Raw genomic sequence first — 15,997 nt, 5'->3', positions numbered from 1 at the left:
TCTGTTTTTTCGTTTCGTTTTATGTCTTTTCACATGTGAGGTTAGATTATGAGACTGCTCACCGCAGCCTGCATTGGCCTCCTCTGCGCAGCCGGCACGCAATCAGCCATCGCGCAGCGATTTGACTGGCAGCGCGCGCCACGCATGACCCTCGACCGGCAGTTCGCCGGCCCCCTCACCGACACGATCATCCAGCGCCTCCGCGACCCCGTGGATGGTTCGGTGTGTTACATCTATCTTCCCATCAGCGCGTCACACAGCGAGAAGACCGGCTCGGATTACGTCCAGTACGGCTCCAACACCATCGGCTCGATCAGTTGCACAGCGGGATCTGGCAGCGCTCCTTCCGCGCAAAAGAAATAAGACAGCGACCGATCTGCCCTCATCGAAACTTGGTCTTGCATCCAGACGCGGGTTCTGGATGATGAGGTCTATTCCTTCATGGACTAGGCCTACGAAGCTCCTCTGCGCAGAATCGACGGGCTCCGAAAAGGTGGAGAGCAGTCGGATATGATCGAGCTTCGGCAATTCAGGCAGTTCATCGCAGTGGCGGAAGAATTGAGTTTCCGCCGCGCGGCGGAACGGCTGAATATGGCACAGCCGCCGCTGACCGCAACAATCCAGCGCATAGAAGACGAAGTCGGCACCACGCTGATCGAGCGGACCAACCGCATCACGCGGCTGACGGAAGCGGGCCAGGTCTTTCTGGAGGAAGCGCGGCGGACCGTTCAGCAGGCGGAACGCGCGATGATCGCGGCCCGGCACGCGGGCGCGGGTCTCACCGGAACGCTCCGGATTTCATTCGTCGCCAGTGCCGCCCGCGAAATTCTTCCCGCCATCCTGCTGCGCTTTCGCGAGCATCACCCCGAAGTGCGGCTCGAACTGCAGGAGGCGATGACCGGGCAACAAATCACGTTGCTGCAGAAGAACAGTGTTGATCTCGGCTTTGTCATTCCGCCGCTGCAGAACGCGCACAAACTGAAATGCGAAGTCGTGGCGCGCAACCGTCTGGTGGCCGCGGTTCCCGAAGGTCATCCGCTCGCCCAGCAAGACATGATCGCGTTGACCGATATGGCCAACGAGCCCTGGATCTCGTTCTCCGAGCGGCAGGGTCCAGGATTGCACCGGATCATGCAGGTGGCCTGTCTGGAGGCCGGCTTTACACCGCGGATCGGCCAGGAAGCGCTGCAGATGGATACCATCGCGAGTCTCGTCGCAGGCGGCATGGGCGTTGCGCTGGTATCGCGTGCCCTCGTCAAGGGTGGCGGACGTCAGGGGGTTGCCTTTCGTGAACTGACGGGCGCCGGAACGCCCGTCGAGTTCGAGTTGGCGATCGCCTATGGAGACGCTACTCCGGTCGTCGAAGCGTTCGTCTCGGCGACGCGGATGCAGGCCAAGCTAATGGCGCCCTAAGCTGCCCTGTTGCTGCGCCCGACGATCCAGATCAAGACCGCCGAGATCGCAAGCAGCGCCGCGACATAGAAAAGTCCCGCCCTGAAGCTGCCGGTCGCGTCCCGCAACACGCCGATGACCGCAGGGCTGACCGCTGATCCGAGCAGGCCGACCGCGCTGATCAGGCCGATACCGGCGGGCCGCGCCTCTTCAGAGAGGATCGCCTGTGGCAACGTCCAGAACACGCTCATGGCGCAAAACGCGCCGGATACCGTGAAGATCAATCCCGCCAGACGCAGTTCCGGCGCTGGGAAATAGGTCACGGTGAGCCAGCCGACCGCCGCCATCGCCAGCGCGACGATCACATGCCATGGCCGCTCCTGCATGCGGTCCGAACTGCGGGTCCAGATCGGCATCAGGATGAGCGCGCAGATTGCAGGGATCGCGGTGATGAAGCCCACTGACGTCAGCGAGTAAGCCTTCAACACCTCGCGCACGATCGTCGGGATCCAGGTGGCGTTGGCATTGATGGTATTCACCAGGCAGAAGTAAGCCACCGCCAGCAGCAGGATGTTTGGCTGCAGCACCTGCTTCAGCACGGGAATCCGCGGACGATCATCGTCCTTTACCACCTTTTTCTGAGCGACGGCCACCGCGAGGGCGTCCTTTTCCTCCTCAGTGAGCCAGGTTGCGTCCTTCGGTTTGTCGGTCAGATAGAAGTAAGCGACCACACCAAGCACTACCGCCGGCAGACCTTCCAGCAGGAACATCCATCGCCAGCCTTGCAGACCGAATATCCCATTGAAGTGTTCGAGGATCAGACCCGACACGGCGCCGCCGAGCGCCATCGCCACAGGCTGCGCCATCATCAAATGGCCATTGGCGCGGGCGCGATGCGAACTCGGTATCCAGTAGGTCAGGTAAAGCAGGACGCCCGGCACGAAACCCGCCTCCAACACGCCGACGAAGAAGCGCACGACGTACAGACTATACGGGCCGACCACCAGCATGGTGGCCGCTGAGGCAAGGCCCCACGAGATCAGGATGCGCGCGATCCAAATGCGCGCGCCGAAACGAACCATCAGCAGGTTGCTAGGGATCTCGCAGACCACGTAGCCGAAGTAGAAGATCGAATTGGCAAGGCCGAAGACCGTTGCGGTCAACATCAGGTCCTTGTTCATCGATAGCGCGGCAAAGCCAATATTGATGCGATCGAGATAGTTGATGATGTAGAGCACGAACAGAAACGGAATGAGCCGCCGCCAGACCTTGCTGATGGCCTCACTGCTCCTTGCCTGCTCTACCGGATAGTCTGCCGCAGTGATCGTGGTCATGCTTCCTCCCCGAATTTTATGCCGTCCATTTTTGGACTTTGGCTTTTTCAAGCTCTAGTTCTGGTTTCGGGCGGCACGCCCCCTCGCGCCGCCCGCCGTCCCTCCCTTATTTTCTCTATTTGGCGTCCGCGCGCAGCTTCTTGACCGGTGTCGGATCGAGATTGAACAGCCGCGCCGCGTTGAGGCCAAGAATGTTGCGCTTGGCCTGCTCATCGAGGAACGGCAGGTCGCAGATTTCCTGCGGCAAATCAAAATCAAAGTGCGGCCAGTCCGACGAAAACATCAGCTGCGTGTCAGCCTTGATCATCTCGAAGGTGTTCTGCAGCGCCTTTGGATGCGTCGTCTCCATGGGTTGCGTCGTATAGAAGCAGTTGGTGTTCATGTATTCGCTGGGCATGCGCTTGAGCTGCGGCGCTTCCGAGGGACGCATCAGATACTGATCGTCCAACCGCTGCATCAGGAACGGCACCCAGGCGAGCCCGCTTTCCACCCACATGGTCTTCAGCTTCGGAAATCGCTCCGGAATGCCGTTCAGGATCCAGTTCGTCATGTGCACCATGTTGCACCAGGCGAAGCCGAGCGCATGCATGCCGAGGAAGCGATTGACAGTGGCGAGCGATGGGTCCTGCCAGTGATAACCGGCATGGAAGGCCAGCGGCTTGCCGCGCTCCTCAATCATCGAATACAGCCGCATGTAGTCGTTGTGATGCACCGGCTTGTAGCGTGTGCTCGTGACGCAAAAGCCGATCACGCCTTTGTTGTCGCCGAATTCCTCCACGGCTCGCTCGGCTTCCTTCGGCGTGTTGAACGGCAGATAGATCAGCGTCTTGATGCGATCGTCACCCGCGAGAATGCGCTCGCCCATCCAACGGTTATAGGCGCGACCAAGCCACACCTCCATTTCCGTCTGCGGATGCATGCCGAGGAACAGCATCGGCGTCGGAAACACCACCATGTTGTCCACACCGAGCGAATCCATCGCGCGGCGGGTCAGCACCACGTCGCGATGCACATCGGTCTCCTCGATCTTCTCGCGCTGGTCGTCCTGATGCGGAATGCGACCGCCCACCGATTGATAACGCAGACCGAGATCGCCATTGAGACCGTAAGGCGGCGCACCGATACGCTCCATCTGGTAGCGCATGGCGTTGTCCCGGATCACCGGATCTTCGATATAGGTAACGACCTCTTTCCACGACACCGACTCGACATGGTGCGCATCGATATCGACGATAAACCAGTCATCGAGACCGCGCTTGATCGCGTTTTTCTTGGCGAGCGCCAGCACGTCACGAGTGTCCGTGTAGACGTTGATTTCTTGTGTCGGCGAGAACTGCGGAGTGACCTTGTTATGAATATTCACGATTTTGCTCCGGGATAATACGTGTCTTCGTCCGGCCGACGGCGGTACCACAGCGCCAGCTCCATGGGGCTGAGATGCAGCGCGCGCAGCATTTCCGAGACGGCGGAGAGAAGCTCGGTCGGCGTCATTTCGCTGTCGTGTTGACCGGCGATCGGCGGAAACGTCCGCTCCTCCCCGTCAGACTTCGCGACATAGAGCCTGATGGCCGCGGTGAGGATTTGCGCGACGGCTTCATCGGAAACGCGATAAGCTTGGCTGCTCTCAACGAGCTCGCGCGAGGTGCGCAACAGCTCCGGCGCCATGGTGTCGATCCAGCCATAGGGATCGTTCTTGCGATCGTCAGACCCGTACATAGACGTCTCCATCCCTGATCGAGAGTTCGGCCTTGCGCAGGCGGATGCGCGGATTGCCCTGATGAGCGCCGGTCTTGATGCTGTATTCGTAGCCGTGCCACGGGCAGACGATGTTGGTCTCGGTCTCGTCGTAGGCCTGGGCGCGCACGGTGCGGTCTTCAGCGACAGGTTCCAGCACGCGCTTCATGATGCGGCCCTGACAAACCGGCCCGGCGCGGTGGGCACAGCGATTATGCCAGGCATAGAATTCGCCATCGAGCCGGAACACCCCGACCTCGAATTCCCCGCAGACCACCACCTTGCGGTCCCCGTCCGCGTAATCCGACACCTTCCCGGCATTGTATTCAGTCATGCTTCCATCCTCGTCCTGCATCGGCTGGGACAAACCGGCCGAAACATTTGAATTAGAAGCATTCTGAACAGCGAGAACTGACCAGCAATATCGCTTTCAGGAACGAGCGATACGTTGCGCGTATGGTGCGCTGCAGTGACCATCTACTCACAGCACACTTTCAATTCATTCGATTTTGAATCGATTTTCGCTCCGCTCGCTCACCGCAAATTAAGCAAGCGCGCTCCGGCCTGTTGGCAACAATTTTTGCTGGATTGGAGATCGCGCGACGCCCTGTCATCAAACACGCCTCGGACAACTTCAACGCGATCGTGTTGTCCGTGCTCGGCAGGGGGACCGATGTTTTGGTGGAATCTCGTATTCATTGCGATCGCGGGCTATGCGGTGCTCACGCTAGGTATCGAGCGCGCATCTCCGACAGAAAGCGATAACAAAAAAGCCCGGCAGCTATGACGCACCGGGCTTTAAATTCGCTCTCGAATTGTTGGAGGCCCAGCCTGGATTTGAACCAGGATCTGAAGCGTTTGCGACGCTCCCGCGTAGACATTCCGCCACCGGGCCAATTTGAATTTCTTGCACGAGATTATTCCCTAACGCAAAGCCACGTTCTGACTGTGGTTAAAGCGGAACCAAAATACCGTCCGAAAGCGGACATTGGGAGTGCCTCACCACGGTGCGACGATATCGGATGTCGAGCCGTGCACGCATTCGGTCCGCCAGCATTGTTTGACACGAAATTTGCGCAACGCATTCGATCTCGGCTGCTGTCCGGGCGCTAAAGGACAGGAGCCGACACATGGATTTTTCGGGACTAACGCCCGTTATCCTCCTGCTGTGGATTTTTGTCGTCATCTCCATCCTGGGGCAAATTGCATTGACTCTCGCCACCGATGGCCACCTGCCCGCGCGGAATATCTGGCTGATCATCTGGCACTGGATCAGCGGCGGATGCTCAATGACAATTTTTACAATCGCCACGCAGGCCTATTCGCAAAAGGTCCTGTCGGCTCATTGGACGATCATCACGATTGTCATGACCTTCGTCGTCGTGTTCTGCCTGCAATGGTGGATCAATCGGCGGTATCCAAAGATCGAGGCGCCCGAGAGCTGAGCTCGCTAGATCTGACTAGCGACGAACGAGAATGACGCCACCGATCAACAACGCCACACCGATCACGCGTGGCAAATCAACGGACCGTTGCGCCAGACCCAACAGGCCGAAATGATCGAATGCCACGGAGGCGACGAGCTGGCCTGTGATCAGCAGCGCGAAGAACGTGGCCGCGCCGAGCTTCGGCACCAGCACCACCGCGAGGCCAATGAAGACCGCGCCGAACAAGCCCCCGCTCCACGCCCACCAAGGCACGCGTGCCGCAACGCTGAGTGAAGGAATGGGATCGCGCAGCGCGATCGCCAGCGCGATCATGCACAAGAGGCCGACGAAGTAGCTCATAAAGCCCGACCATGCCGCCGAGTTCAGAAGCGTGCGCAGATTGGCGTTCAGCGCCTGCTGGAGAACGATGCTTGCGCCTGACATGACTGCGAGAAGCATCAGCATCAACGAGTTGGACATGAGCTTTCCTTGGGCATTCCTGGCCTGACGGCTACTTTTATAAAGAGAGGCCCGCGTGGTTCGCGGAACCTGTTACCTTCGCTAGGCCCTGATGGCGGCGCTGTCGAAGACTTTCTGACGGTTTTCCAAAGTAGCTTTCAAAGGCTTGCTGAAATGTCCTGCGGATGAACCTGAGCAGGCAGCGCGGAACAAACAGTGAAATCAGATTCAGAATGGAACCCGAAGCCACCCGGGGACTTAAGCCATTGTTCTGTAGCGTAGGAGTAACCGATGGCCCCGCGAGCCAATTGGAAGGGTTTTCTGCGTCTATCCCTGGTGACGTGCCCCGTGGCGCTATACCCGGCCACCTCGGACTCTGAAAAGATCAGCTTCAACCAGATCAACAAGAACACCGGCCATCGCATTAAATACATGAAGGTGGACGCGGAGACCGGCGACGAGGTCGGCAGCGACGACATCATCAAGGGCTACAAGGTCGATACCGACACCTTTGTGCAGGTGACGAAGGAAGAGCTCGACAACATCGCGCTGGAATCCACCCGCACCATCGACATCGACGAGTTCGTGCCCAAGGCCGACATCGACACCCGCTATCTCATCCGCCCCTATTACCTCGTGCCGGATGGCAAGATCGGCCACGACGCCTTCGGTGTGATCCGCGAGACCATCCGCAAGATGGACATGGTGGCGCTTGGCCGCGTGGTGCTAACGAACCGCGAGCACATCATCGCGCTCGAGCCGCTCGGCAAAGGGCTAATGGGCAATCTGCTGCGCTATCCTTACGAAGTGCGCGACGAGAAGGAATATTTCGACGACATCCAGGACGTGAAGATCACCAAGGATATGCTTGATCTCGCGCAGCATATCGTCGAGGGAAAGTCCGGGGAGTTCGAGCCGGAGAAGTTTGAAGACCACTACGAGACGGCGCTGATCGAGCTGATCAACAAGAAGAAGAACGGCCAGCGCATCGAGGCACCGGCGAAGTCGCGCACCGCGGGCAATGTGGTGGATCTGATGGACGCGCTGCGCAAGAGCCTCTCAGGTGGCAAAGCCCCCGCTCCGGCTGCGAAATCCGCCGCACCCGCCACCAAGCCGAAGCGTGCCAAGAAACGCGTGGAAGGCCAGCGCGAGATGCTCTTGCCGATCGCGGGTAAAGGCGGCGAGCGCAAGAAAGCTGAAAAGCAGACCGAGAAGCCGGCGGAGAAGCCGCAGCGCTCACCCGCGCGCGGCAGGAAGGCAAGCTGATGGGCATCGACCGCTGGAAGCAGGAGCATCGCAACTGGCGTCCCAACGGCGTCAGGTTCGTCGCGTCTGAGCCCCGGGCGGATGAGCCCTCGGCAGCTACACCCTCTTTGGTATCGAGCGAAAAGCCTCTCGGCGAAAAGCCACGCGTGGCGAAGAGGCAAGCGGCCTCTTCGTCCAGCAGCACTGGTCGCGCGGCCGACAAAGTCAAATCCAAGCAAGGCAAGCGTTAGCACCCCACTCAACCGGTCTTCGGTTCTGCTAGCGTCGGCGGCTGCGCTGGTCGGAATGGCTTGGGAGCAGACTTCAAGTCAAAGAGTCTGATGATCTCTTTGCACGGATCGCAAATGAACGTACGCGGCTCAATCTGTCACATTGCGATATTACAGGCGGGGCATCTCATGCGCCGCTAACGTGCACAAAATCTCTTCGTTCCTGATTCACGCAAAGATGAAAATAAAAAGAAGGCCCCTTTCGGAGCCCTCTTTCTCTTCAGTCTATATCGCCTGCAGTCTATCGTCCCGTCAAAGATCAGCTTAGCGCCAGAATAGCGCCAGCAGAATAATGATTGGAAGCGGGATTCCAAGAATCCACAACAGTGCACCTCGACCTAAACCCATCACGATCCTCCATCGTTTTGACGCAGGACCAACATGCAAGACGCGATGAGGTTCCGAGAGCTCTTGCAATGCTGCGTAGCCTCCCCCAGCTAATATGCATGAAACAATCAGACGCTTACCGCAACAACGCCGACAACTGCCGCAGGCTCGCCGAAGACGCGGTGGATGAGCCGCAACGCAAACGCTATCTGCGTATGGCGGAGGCGTGGCAAGCCCTTGCTGAAGAGCAGGATTGGCTCGACGGCGAGTCGTCCGTCTCATCTGAGAAGAAATCATCGACGAACTGAGTTTCCGGCGCACGCGCAAGGTGCGCAGGGTCATTTTTCGTCGTCGCTTTCTCACGACGCTCTGTCGCCGTCTGTTAGGTACACAAGAGGATTTAAGGATTTCGACGTGTCCGACCAACTCGCGCTCTTCGCAGCGCCATCGCCCTTGCCCGAGGGCCTGCACTACACTGAGGATTTCATTTCGCCCGCCACCGAGCAGGAGCTGATCACGCATGTGTCGGCTTTGCCGCTGCAGCCGTTTCAGTTCGGCATCTATGAAGGCAAGCGCCGCGTGGCGTCATTCGGCTTTCGCTATGACTACGCCCTGCGGCGGCTAGAGACGCCGAGCAGATCCCGCCCTGGCTCTTCCCACTCGTCGCTCAGGTTGAAGAGTCCGGCGGCGAAGGCACGCGGATCGCGCAGGTGATGTGTACGGAATACGACACCGGTGTGGGCATCGGCTGGCATCGCGACAAGCCGCAATTCGACCGGATCTTCGGGTTGTCGCTGGGCTCGCCGTGTAAATTCCGCTTCCGCAAGCCGGACGGCAGCAAGTGGCAGCGTTTCACGCTCGATGCAGCGCCGCGCTCGCTCTATATGATGTCAGGCGAGTCACGGCACGTCTGGGAGCACAGCATTCCCGGCGTCGAAGCCCCGCGCTACTCGATCACCTTCCGCACCATGGCCGAGAAGTCCTGACCGAAGATCAAAACCTCTCTAATATAATCCAGCCGATTCATCTCGGAACCTAACAATCAGACGATGGCCAGACGCACAGGCAGCGCCGATCTTCCCCTCCATAGCGGACGCGTTCCGGCATGGCTCGGCACGCGCATGGCCTCGCTTGGCGCCATCATTACGCAGGCGATCGTGCATCATTACGGTCGCGACGAATTCTTGCAGCGCCTGTCGCATCCCTTCTGGTTTCAGTCGTTCGGCGCCGTGATGGGAATGGACTGGCACTCGTCCGGCATCACCACCAGCGTGATCGGCGCATTGAAACGCGGCCTCACCCCGCTGCAGGGCGAGCTCGGCATTCATGTCTGCGGCGGACGCGGCCAGCATTCGCGCAAAACACCCCAGGAACTTCAGGCGCTCGGCGACCGCATCGGCTTCGACGGCGCCGGGTTGACGCGCGCCAGCCGCCTGGTGGCCAAGGTCGATAGCGCCGCGGTACAAGACGGCTTCGATCTCTACCTGCACGGCTTCTTCGTCACCGACGACGGCAAATGGACCGTGGTCCAGCAGGGCATGAACGAAGATAAAAGGCAGGCGCGCCGTTATCACTGGCATTCGGAAAATCTGAAGAGCTTTGTCGATGAGCCGCATAGCGCCATCGACGGACCGGCTCAGGGCGAGATCGTCAACCTCACGGATCATCGCGCGGAGACGTCGCGCGCCGCGCAGCTCGAACTTCTTGCCGACTTGGGCCCGGACCGCATTCTGTCGGAATACGAGGTGCTGAACGGCGAACCGCCGCAACAGGCCCTGCTCCCGCATCTCATCATGCCGGCGCACCACGACGTCCGCTCGAAGGATGTATTTACCCGCCGCCTGCATGGAACGCTGGCCGCCGTGGCCGAGCGCGGACCTGCGGACTTTCCCGATCTTCTGCTGACGCCGGGCGTCGGCGCGCGAACCGTGCGCTCGCTCGCGATGGTGGCTGAAGTGGTTCACGGCGCGCCCTACCGCTTTGCCGATCCGGCGCGGTTTTCCCTGGCCCATGGCGGCAAGGACCGGCATCCCTACCCCGTCCCGCTCAAGGTCTATGACGAGACCATCCGCGTGATGAAATCCGCGGTGCAAAATGCAAAGCTTGGGCGCGATGAGGAAATGCAGGCCTTGAAACGCCTCGACGATCAGGCCCGCCGGCTGGAACGCAGCGCACAGGGGCCGTCCTTCGACGCCTTTGTCGCGACCGAACGTGCGGCTTCACCGGCGCTCGACGGGCGATCGGTGTTCGGCTGGGAAAAGGATATCGCGGGCGACAAGACGTCGTCCGGATCGTGAAGACTTTCATCAAAGGTGACACATCACTTGAGGCCGCAGTGATGCCTTCCGCTGTTGCCTGAAGCCTGTTGCAGGTTCCGGAGCCTGTTCAGGATGATTCAAGCTCGATGCGGGACGATCGATTAGGGCGGGACAAGCCGCGCGCGAGAATCTTCATGTCTTCCGATCTGCCGCTTGCGATCAGCCGCGCAAACTCTTCGTTCGTAAATGGCAGATCATCATCGGAGACCGGGCGCGATCCCCTGCGAAAGAAAGTCTTGAACCACCGTGCCAGCCGCTTCATCTGAAGGCACCCCCTTTTGATGCTCTTCAACGTCGCCCAAGTCTAAGCGTTCCTCGGTGCGCGCTGCAAGCACAGCATTTGTGCTGCTGACATGCATACATGCAGCAGCCGAGGCATTAGCACCGGCAACAATGGCGATGTCACGACCAACCCAAAATTCTCCGAACTCGCCGTCGCGAATTGCCGCAGCGCAACGATGAGTGGTCAGCGGAACCGAAGGAAAGCCTTACGCGTGAACTTCGTGCCGCGATTGCGTTGCGGCATCGTACACGCGGATCTGCAGCGTCGGGAAACGCCGCTTCAGTTCGATGGCACCGCGTTCGGCGCCTTCCTTGGTGCTGAATTCAGTCTTGATGCGACCATCGATCTCGAGCGCATACCCGGTCTTCGGGAGATCAGGAGAATGAAGAACCATGTCGTAAGTCCAGCAACGTCGTGGGATGACTTTGGTTACGGTGAGTCCGGCCATGCAGACAAGCACATTGAATTGTGGACAAGCCGCTGCCCACATCTGAAGCAGTATCGATTCGCGTTCGTGACCTCTCACAATCTACACGCGAAGCAAGACAGGCTGATGATCTCATCAATCGCGGCGTGGCGCACGGTCCGGGCACACATCCCAGAAGCCGCGGGTGCGTGATCGATTGGTGTAGTACCAGCAATAGCCCGGCGCGGGCTGCTGCCCCGCCACCATCGGGTTGGCTTTCGAAGCCGGGAGAACGCCGCGCGCCACGCCGGAGGCGATGGCGCTGTCAGGTCCCCGGCCATAGCCGCCGGGGATCGCACCCGTGCCGGCGTAGCCCGGCTGGTATCCCGGACGGATGCCGGTCTGCATGCCGGGAGTAATGCCCGAATACACACCGCTTCTCTCGCCGCTCATTTGAACCTGCTGCACATCATGGTGTGTGGCGGATGTCCCAGCTTGATACGCTGGAACCCGATGTGCACCCAGCATGGCATGGGCCGGCGTGTCCGCAACGGCGGCCGACGCAAGAACTGCTGCGAGCGCCAGGCACGTCATGACCGGTAACCAGAACCCATCATCGCGTTGTCCTTCCCTCAAGCACGTCACTTTCCGAAATGTAATCTTCATCGCGTGAACGTCCAGACTCCTCAGTCCGACAAGAAGAGAGAGACCCACGCGAAAGGACAACGTCATGAGCCGCTGGATATTGGCAGGCACCCTATTGATCTGCGGCACACTTCACGCCCAGGCCGACACCGACTTCTGGATCAATATGACGAAACACCCCCGCGGCAACGACGCACTTCACATCGACACCAGCGAGTGTGAACAGCAAGTCGGCATCGACCACGACGGGGAGCCGACATCAGAGGCGCGCAGAGAATGCATGCGCGCGCATGGCTGGCGCCTTCAGCGAACGGTGCGACAACCTCGCAAAAAATGGATCGATCCGGAAACGGGGAAGATATGCGAGAACATGATCGAGAATGGCGTCGTCATCGCAACAGGCTGTTTAAACTAATGAGACAACCGCGCTCACATTGCTGCACGCGGGCGTTGCAAGCTTTATTGCTTCGCAGGCGCAGCGTCGATGGGAGTTAGTCAGGACCGCGGACGCAGCAGCGCGTCACTACACCGTGCGCTCCGGATCATGATCCTTCGGCCGCAGGATAAGGCCATGCTAACGAAATAAGCGGCCCCACCGCCGAACCACGGTCCGTGCGGGCGCGACTATTGAAAGAACGCCTCTTTTCCGGGACCAACGACCATGATCCGCCGCGCCACATTTGGCCTCTTCGCAGCCTTGTGCTTGCTGACCTCGCACGCCGCAGCAGCGGAAACGCCGGATGCGCGCGACATCAAGACGATAGCGGCGTGCCTGCAAACCTTCGACAAGGCCGGCGCTTCGCAGGAGGCCTATGAAGCCTGCGTGTCCAAGATCGCCGATCCCTGCATGAAAGGCGATGAGGCCACCGACAGGACGCAGATCCAATGCTTCGACCGCGAACGCATGGTCTGGGACACGATCGTCAACGATTCCTACAAGACGATGATGGACCGCCTTGAGCCGGAGCAGCAGGACAAGCTGAAGGCGATGCAGCGATCATGGATTCAAACTCGCGATCTGACCTGCAATTTTTGGTACGATTACTTTCAGGGATCGATGGCCTATCCGATGATTGCGGCCTGCAACAACCGCGAGACCGCGCGGCGCGCGATCTATCTGCGCGTCTTCGTCGACGATCTCTCGCAGCGAAAATAACCGGAGGAGCGAACAATGAAACGCATAGTTGCTGTCGCGGCACTTTTGATCACGTCAGCGGCTCACGCCCAGCCTTACAAGATGGTCTGGGACGACGTGCAAAAGCCGTGGAGAAGCGACTCCGAGATAAATAGTGACGTACAAACAGACACAAGCGAATGCGAACAGGTGGCAGGCGAACAGCGAGGAATTCCGACAGCACGTTTCAGGAAATGCATGCTGAGACATCATTGGAAACTCAACCATCTCGAACCGTTGCCAATCGAAGAGTTCCGGGATGTGATCCCGGGCGTCCCTACACCGTAACTGTCAACACGCCGCCTCCACAGGTCGCGGTGCCCCCGCCTCCGCTGAATTGAACCAACATCCACTCTCTCTCCAGCGAAACTTGAGCCCGGCTTCACGCCGGGCTTTTTTTCGTTGGCAGGCATCCGAAAGCAAAAAACCGCGCCCGTGGGGCGCCGAGCATGTCCAATTTGTCATCGCCCGCCCGTGAACCAAAGCCTGCGTCACACGCGACAAACTTTGAGACGAGCGAGGGAGCGAACAATGAAACGCAGCATACTTGTCGCCATGGCAATTTTTATGGCCTCAGCGGCTCACGCGCAGACCTACAAGGACGTCTGGAACGACGTGCGAAAGCCATTGAGAAGTGACTACGAGATGGATGGTGACATGCAAGCCGACGCAAGCGAATGCGAACGGGTGGCTGGCGAACAGCGGGGATTCCCGACAGCGCGTTTCAGGAAATGTATGCTGAGACATCATTGGACGTTCAGCCATCTCGAAAGGCTACCGACCGAAGAAGATGACGACGTGATCCCGGAAGATACAGTCATCCCACCGCCGCCGGTGCCGCCAGTCATCGATACGACGCCACCTCCACAGGTCGAGGTGACCCCGCCTCCACTGAATTGAAGAACATCCGATCTCTCCAGTGAAACTTGAGCCCGGCCTCGCGCCGGGCTTTTTTTGCGCTGAAAGGCGCCCGCGAAAGCTCCAGTGTGGCTGAATGAACACGACTGCAACAAACTTCCGGGAGGGCCTTCCTGTCCTAGTGAGAGCACTGACTAATCCAAGCCAACATCCCGGATCGTCCTTACACAGTGGCTTGAGGAATCGCGCGGCTCTTACAGCCGGCCTCCGCCAGACTTTTTGTGAGGAAGACATGAAATACTTTGCCGTTAGCATCGCACTTGCTGTACTGACCGCCGGTTCTGCAACTGCCGCAGATTTAGGCGCGCGCCCATATACCAAAGCCCCGGCGGCATCGCCGATCTATGACTGGACCGGCCTGTATATCGGCGCCAACATTGGCGCGGCTGCGGCAGGCACTAATGTTGCACCCGATCCGACGACCGGCTGGTTTGGAAATCCCAACACCGGCAACAACAACGATCTCTTCAAGGCCGGCGTCACCGGCGGCGGGCAGATTGGGTATAACTGGCAATTCGCGCCGAATTGGGTGCTCGGCATCGAAGGCGACATCAACGCAATCTCAGCTAAACGCTCAACTTGCGATATCAATGACTGCTTCCACGGCGAAGAACTGATCTTCAATTCCAAAACCGACTATCTAGCAACGGTTCGCGGCCGCCTCGGATACGCTTGGGATCGCTCGATGGTGTACGTCACCGGCGGCGCGGCGTTCGCAAACGTGAAAGACAGCTTGGTGGATTTTGGCGTGCCTGGCGCAGCGCACGACGACACGTTGTCAGGCTACGCGATCGGTGCGGGTCTAGAAACCGCGATCTGGTCAAACTGGTCGCTGAAGGCCGAATACCTCTATGCGAACCTCGGAACCAATCGGGTTGACTCCATCGTCAACCCTGGCTCCTACATCGACTTCAAACACGAGTATCAGATTGGCCGCGTCGGCTTGAACTATCGCTTTGGTGGCTCAGGCACCAATTACTGAGCTGCGATTGATCTCCAGTCAAACTCAAGCCCGGCTTCGCGCCGGGCTTTTTTTCGGGCGCGCGGTCAGGCGCAAGCGGCCTTGTGGCCGGATAGCGACACCGGCACGAAACCTTCCAAAGTATCGTTTTGTCCGCTCCGCAATACCGCCTGCCCCAAGACGAGAATCTGCCTGACCGGTAGCGATGTGGTTATCGTAATGCGACGACCACCTGAAAGCAAAAATGCGCAAGACCTTTCTGACCACCGCCGCCATCGTGGCGTTCGGGACTTCGACGGCGATGGCAGCTGATCTTGGTGCGATGCCGACCAAGGCTTATGCGATGGCGGCAGCGCCGTGGTCATGGACCGGCGCTTACGTGGGCCTCAACGCCGGCTATGCCTGGGGCAACTCGGATGCCACTCCCCTGCATGACGGTCAGTTCGGGAAAATAAACGGTGTCGATATTTCGGCTCCACCGGTATCGGCTCGACCTCAAGGTTTCATCGGTGGCGGCCAGATCGGCTACAACTGGCAGACCGGCCCCTGGGTGCTGGGCGCCGAACTCGACTTCAGCGGGATCAACGCCAGAACCAATACATTCGTCGATCCGTTCTTCAACGGCAAAGGCGGCACCACCTCAGCCACCTATTCCAGCCAGTATGATTGGCTAGCGACCGCTCGCCTGCGAGGGGGTGTGACTGTCGCTCCCAATTGGCTGCTTTACGTCACGGGCGGCCTGGCAGTGACCCATGCCAAAGACTCCATCTACTCGGCGCAACCAGGTATCTTCAACCAAGGCTCCGTCGTCACATGGTCCAGTTCGTCGACGCTTTACGGCGGAGTGATCGGCGCCGGTACGGAGTATGCCTTTGCTCCGAACTGGTCCGTAAAGATCGAATACCTCTACGCAAAATTCGACGACACCACGCCGCCAGTCACCGCAAAATTTGACGTGCCCCAAAGCGTCAACCCCATCGCCAGCTTCCATCACGATCTCAGCACCGTCAGGGCCGGCATCAATTACAAGTTTGGCGGCTAGTCCTCGTCCGCGTCGGCAAATACGATCCGACACGCTTCAATG

Annotated in this window: 20 protein-coding genes and 1 tRNA gene; 13 read left to right on the top strand and 8 right to left on the bottom strand. The window is 59.2% G+C overall.

Features of this window, described 5'->3' with window-relative positions:
* Positions 1–48 precede the first annotated feature (48 nt).
* Positions 49–363: a hypothetical protein gene (locus tag ACZ5C3_RS12400; protein ID WP_464037954.1), complete on the top strand. Its 315-nt coding sequence runs from the start codon at positions 49–51 to the stop codon at positions 361–363.
* Between the two features lie 147 nt (positions 364–510).
* Positions 511–1,413 carry a LysR family transcriptional regulator gene (locus tag ACZ5C3_RS12395; RefSeq protein WP_464037953.1) on the top strand — a complete coding sequence of 301 codons (903 nt, stop codon included), beginning with the start codon at positions 511–513 and terminating at the stop codon, positions 1,411–1,413.
* Here ACZ5C3_RS12395 and ACZ5C3_RS12390 read toward each other — a convergent pair.
* From ACZ5C3_RS12390 to ACZ5C3_RS12370, 5 genes are all read right to left on the bottom strand, one after another.
* On the bottom strand, positions 1,410–2,726 hold the full coding sequence (locus ACZ5C3_RS12390) for an MFS transporter (protein WP_464037952.1): 1,317 nt from the start codon (positions 2,724–2,726) through the stop codon (positions 1,410–1,412). The two genes, ACZ5C3_RS12395 and ACZ5C3_RS12390, sit on opposite strands and share 4 nt — an antisense overlap.
* A gap of 115 nt (positions 2,727–2,841) precedes the next feature.
* Entirely contained in the window at positions 2,842–4,089 is a 1,248-nt protein-coding gene (locus ACZ5C3_RS12385) for an amidohydrolase family protein (RefSeq protein ID WP_464037951.1), read from the bottom strand.
* The gene (locus ACZ5C3_RS12380; protein ID WP_464037950.1) at positions 4,086–4,442 is read right to left on the bottom strand and encodes a hypothetical protein; all 357 of its coding nucleotides are present in this window, start codon (positions 4,440–4,442) and stop codon (positions 4,086–4,088) included. Before ACZ5C3_RS12380 ends, ACZ5C3_RS12385 begins: the two co-directional genes overlap by 4 nt.
* Complete coding sequence (locus ACZ5C3_RS12375) at positions 4,429–4,794, bottom strand: Rieske (2Fe-2S) protein (RefSeq protein WP_464037949.1); 366 nt, start codon at positions 4,792–4,794, stop codon at positions 4,429–4,431. Before ACZ5C3_RS12375 ends, ACZ5C3_RS12380 begins: the two co-directional genes overlap by 14 nt.
* Positions 4,795–5,279: 485 nt before the next feature.
* Positions 5,280–5,355, bottom strand: a tRNA-Cys gene (locus ACZ5C3_RS12370).
* 235 nt (positions 5,356–5,590) lie between these two features.
* On the opposite strand from ACZ5C3_RS12370, the gene ACZ5C3_RS12365 reads away from it, so the two are divergent.
* Positions 5,591–5,905, top strand: a complete 315-nt coding sequence (locus tag ACZ5C3_RS12365) for a hypothetical protein (RefSeq protein ID WP_464037948.1) — start codon at positions 5,591–5,593, stop codon at positions 5,903–5,905.
* A 15-nt stretch (positions 5,906–5,920) separates the two neighbouring features.
* Here ACZ5C3_RS12365 and ACZ5C3_RS12360 read toward each other — a convergent pair whose 3' ends face one another.
* Positions 5,921–6,367 (bottom strand): DMT family transporter, encoded by a 447-nt coding sequence (locus ACZ5C3_RS12360; protein ID WP_464037947.1) that lies wholly within the window; start codon positions 6,365–6,367, stop codon positions 5,921–5,923.
* A gap of 270 nt (positions 6,368–6,637) precedes the next feature.
* On the opposite strand from ACZ5C3_RS12360, the gene ku reads away from it, so the two are divergent.
* The 5 genes from ku (at position 6,638) to ACZ5C3_RS12335 (ending at position 10,505) form a co-directional block, all read left to right on the top strand.
* A complete protein-coding gene (ku, locus tag ACZ5C3_RS12355) occupies positions 6,638–7,612 on the top strand; it encodes a non-homologous end joining protein Ku (protein ID WP_464037946.1) in 975 nt (324 codons plus the stop codon).
* 715 nt (positions 7,613–8,327) lie between these two features.
* Positions 8,328–8,516 carry a hypothetical protein gene (locus ACZ5C3_RS12350; protein ID WP_464037945.1) on the top strand — a complete coding sequence of 63 codons (189 nt, stop codon included), beginning with the start codon at positions 8,328–8,330 and terminating at the stop codon, positions 8,514–8,516.
* A gap of 106 nt (positions 8,517–8,622) precedes the next feature.
* Positions 8,623–8,922 carry a hypothetical protein gene (locus ACZ5C3_RS12345; RefSeq protein WP_464037944.1) on the top strand — a complete coding sequence of 100 codons (300 nt, stop codon included), beginning with the start codon at positions 8,623–8,625 and terminating at the stop codon, positions 8,920–8,922.
* Entirely contained in the window at positions 8,847–9,194 is a 348-nt protein-coding gene (locus ACZ5C3_RS12340; protein WP_464038326.1) for an alpha-ketoglutarate-dependent dioxygenase AlkB, read from the top strand. Before ACZ5C3_RS12345 ends, ACZ5C3_RS12340 begins: the two co-directional genes overlap by 76 nt.
* 63 nt (positions 9,195–9,257) lie before the next feature.
* On the top strand, positions 9,258–10,505 hold the full coding sequence (locus ACZ5C3_RS12335) for a DUF763 domain-containing protein (RefSeq protein ID WP_464037943.1): 1,248 nt from the start codon (positions 9,258–9,260) through the stop codon (positions 10,503–10,505).
* Between the two features lie 509 nt (positions 10,506–11,014).
* On the opposite strand, the gene ACZ5C3_RS12330 is transcribed toward ACZ5C3_RS12335, so the two are convergent.
* Positions 11,015–11,203: a hypothetical protein gene (locus ACZ5C3_RS12330; protein ID WP_464037942.1), complete on the bottom strand. Its 189-nt coding sequence runs from the start codon at positions 11,201–11,203 to the stop codon at positions 11,015–11,017.
* A gap of 168 nt (positions 11,204–11,371) precedes the next feature.
* Positions 11,372–11,881, bottom strand: coding sequence for a hypothetical protein (locus ACZ5C3_RS12325; protein WP_464037941.1), 510 nt, complete (start codon positions 11,879–11,881; stop codon positions 11,372–11,374).
* Between the two features lie 64 nt (positions 11,882–11,945).
* On the opposite strand from ACZ5C3_RS12325, the gene ACZ5C3_RS12320 reads away from it, so the two are divergent.
* The 5 genes from ACZ5C3_RS12320 (at position 11,946) to ACZ5C3_RS12300 (ending at position 15,955) form a co-directional block, all read left to right on the top strand.
* Positions 11,946–12,275: a hypothetical protein gene (locus tag ACZ5C3_RS12320; RefSeq protein ID WP_464037940.1), complete on the top strand. Its 330-nt coding sequence runs from the start codon at positions 11,946–11,948 to the stop codon at positions 12,273–12,275.
* Between the two features lie 246 nt (positions 12,276–12,521).
* Positions 12,522–13,016, top strand: a complete 495-nt coding sequence (locus ACZ5C3_RS12315) for a lysozyme inhibitor LprI family protein (protein WP_464037939.1) — start codon at positions 12,522–12,524, stop codon at positions 13,014–13,016.
* Between the two features lie 549 nt (positions 13,017–13,565).
* Positions 13,566–13,934: a hypothetical protein gene (locus tag ACZ5C3_RS12310; RefSeq protein ID WP_464037938.1), complete on the top strand. Its 369-nt coding sequence runs from the start codon at positions 13,566–13,568 to the stop codon at positions 13,932–13,934.
* Positions 13,935–14,184: 250 nt separating this feature from the next.
* Positions 14,185–14,934 (top strand): outer membrane protein, encoded by a 750-nt coding sequence (locus tag ACZ5C3_RS12305; protein WP_464037937.1) that lies wholly within the window; start codon positions 14,185–14,187, stop codon positions 14,932–14,934.
* A 223-nt stretch (positions 14,935–15,157) separates the two neighbouring features.
* A complete protein-coding gene (locus ACZ5C3_RS12300; protein ID WP_464037936.1) occupies positions 15,158–15,955 on the top strand; it encodes an outer membrane protein in 798 nt (265 codons plus the stop codon).
* Positions 15,956–15,997 lie beyond the last annotated feature (42 nt).

The sequence above is a fragment of the Afipia dichlorophenoxyacetatis genome (assembly GCF_055386385.1).
The sequence above is the reverse complement of the archived record's forward strand: the minus strand, read 5'-3'. Positions and strand labels throughout refer to the sequence as shown.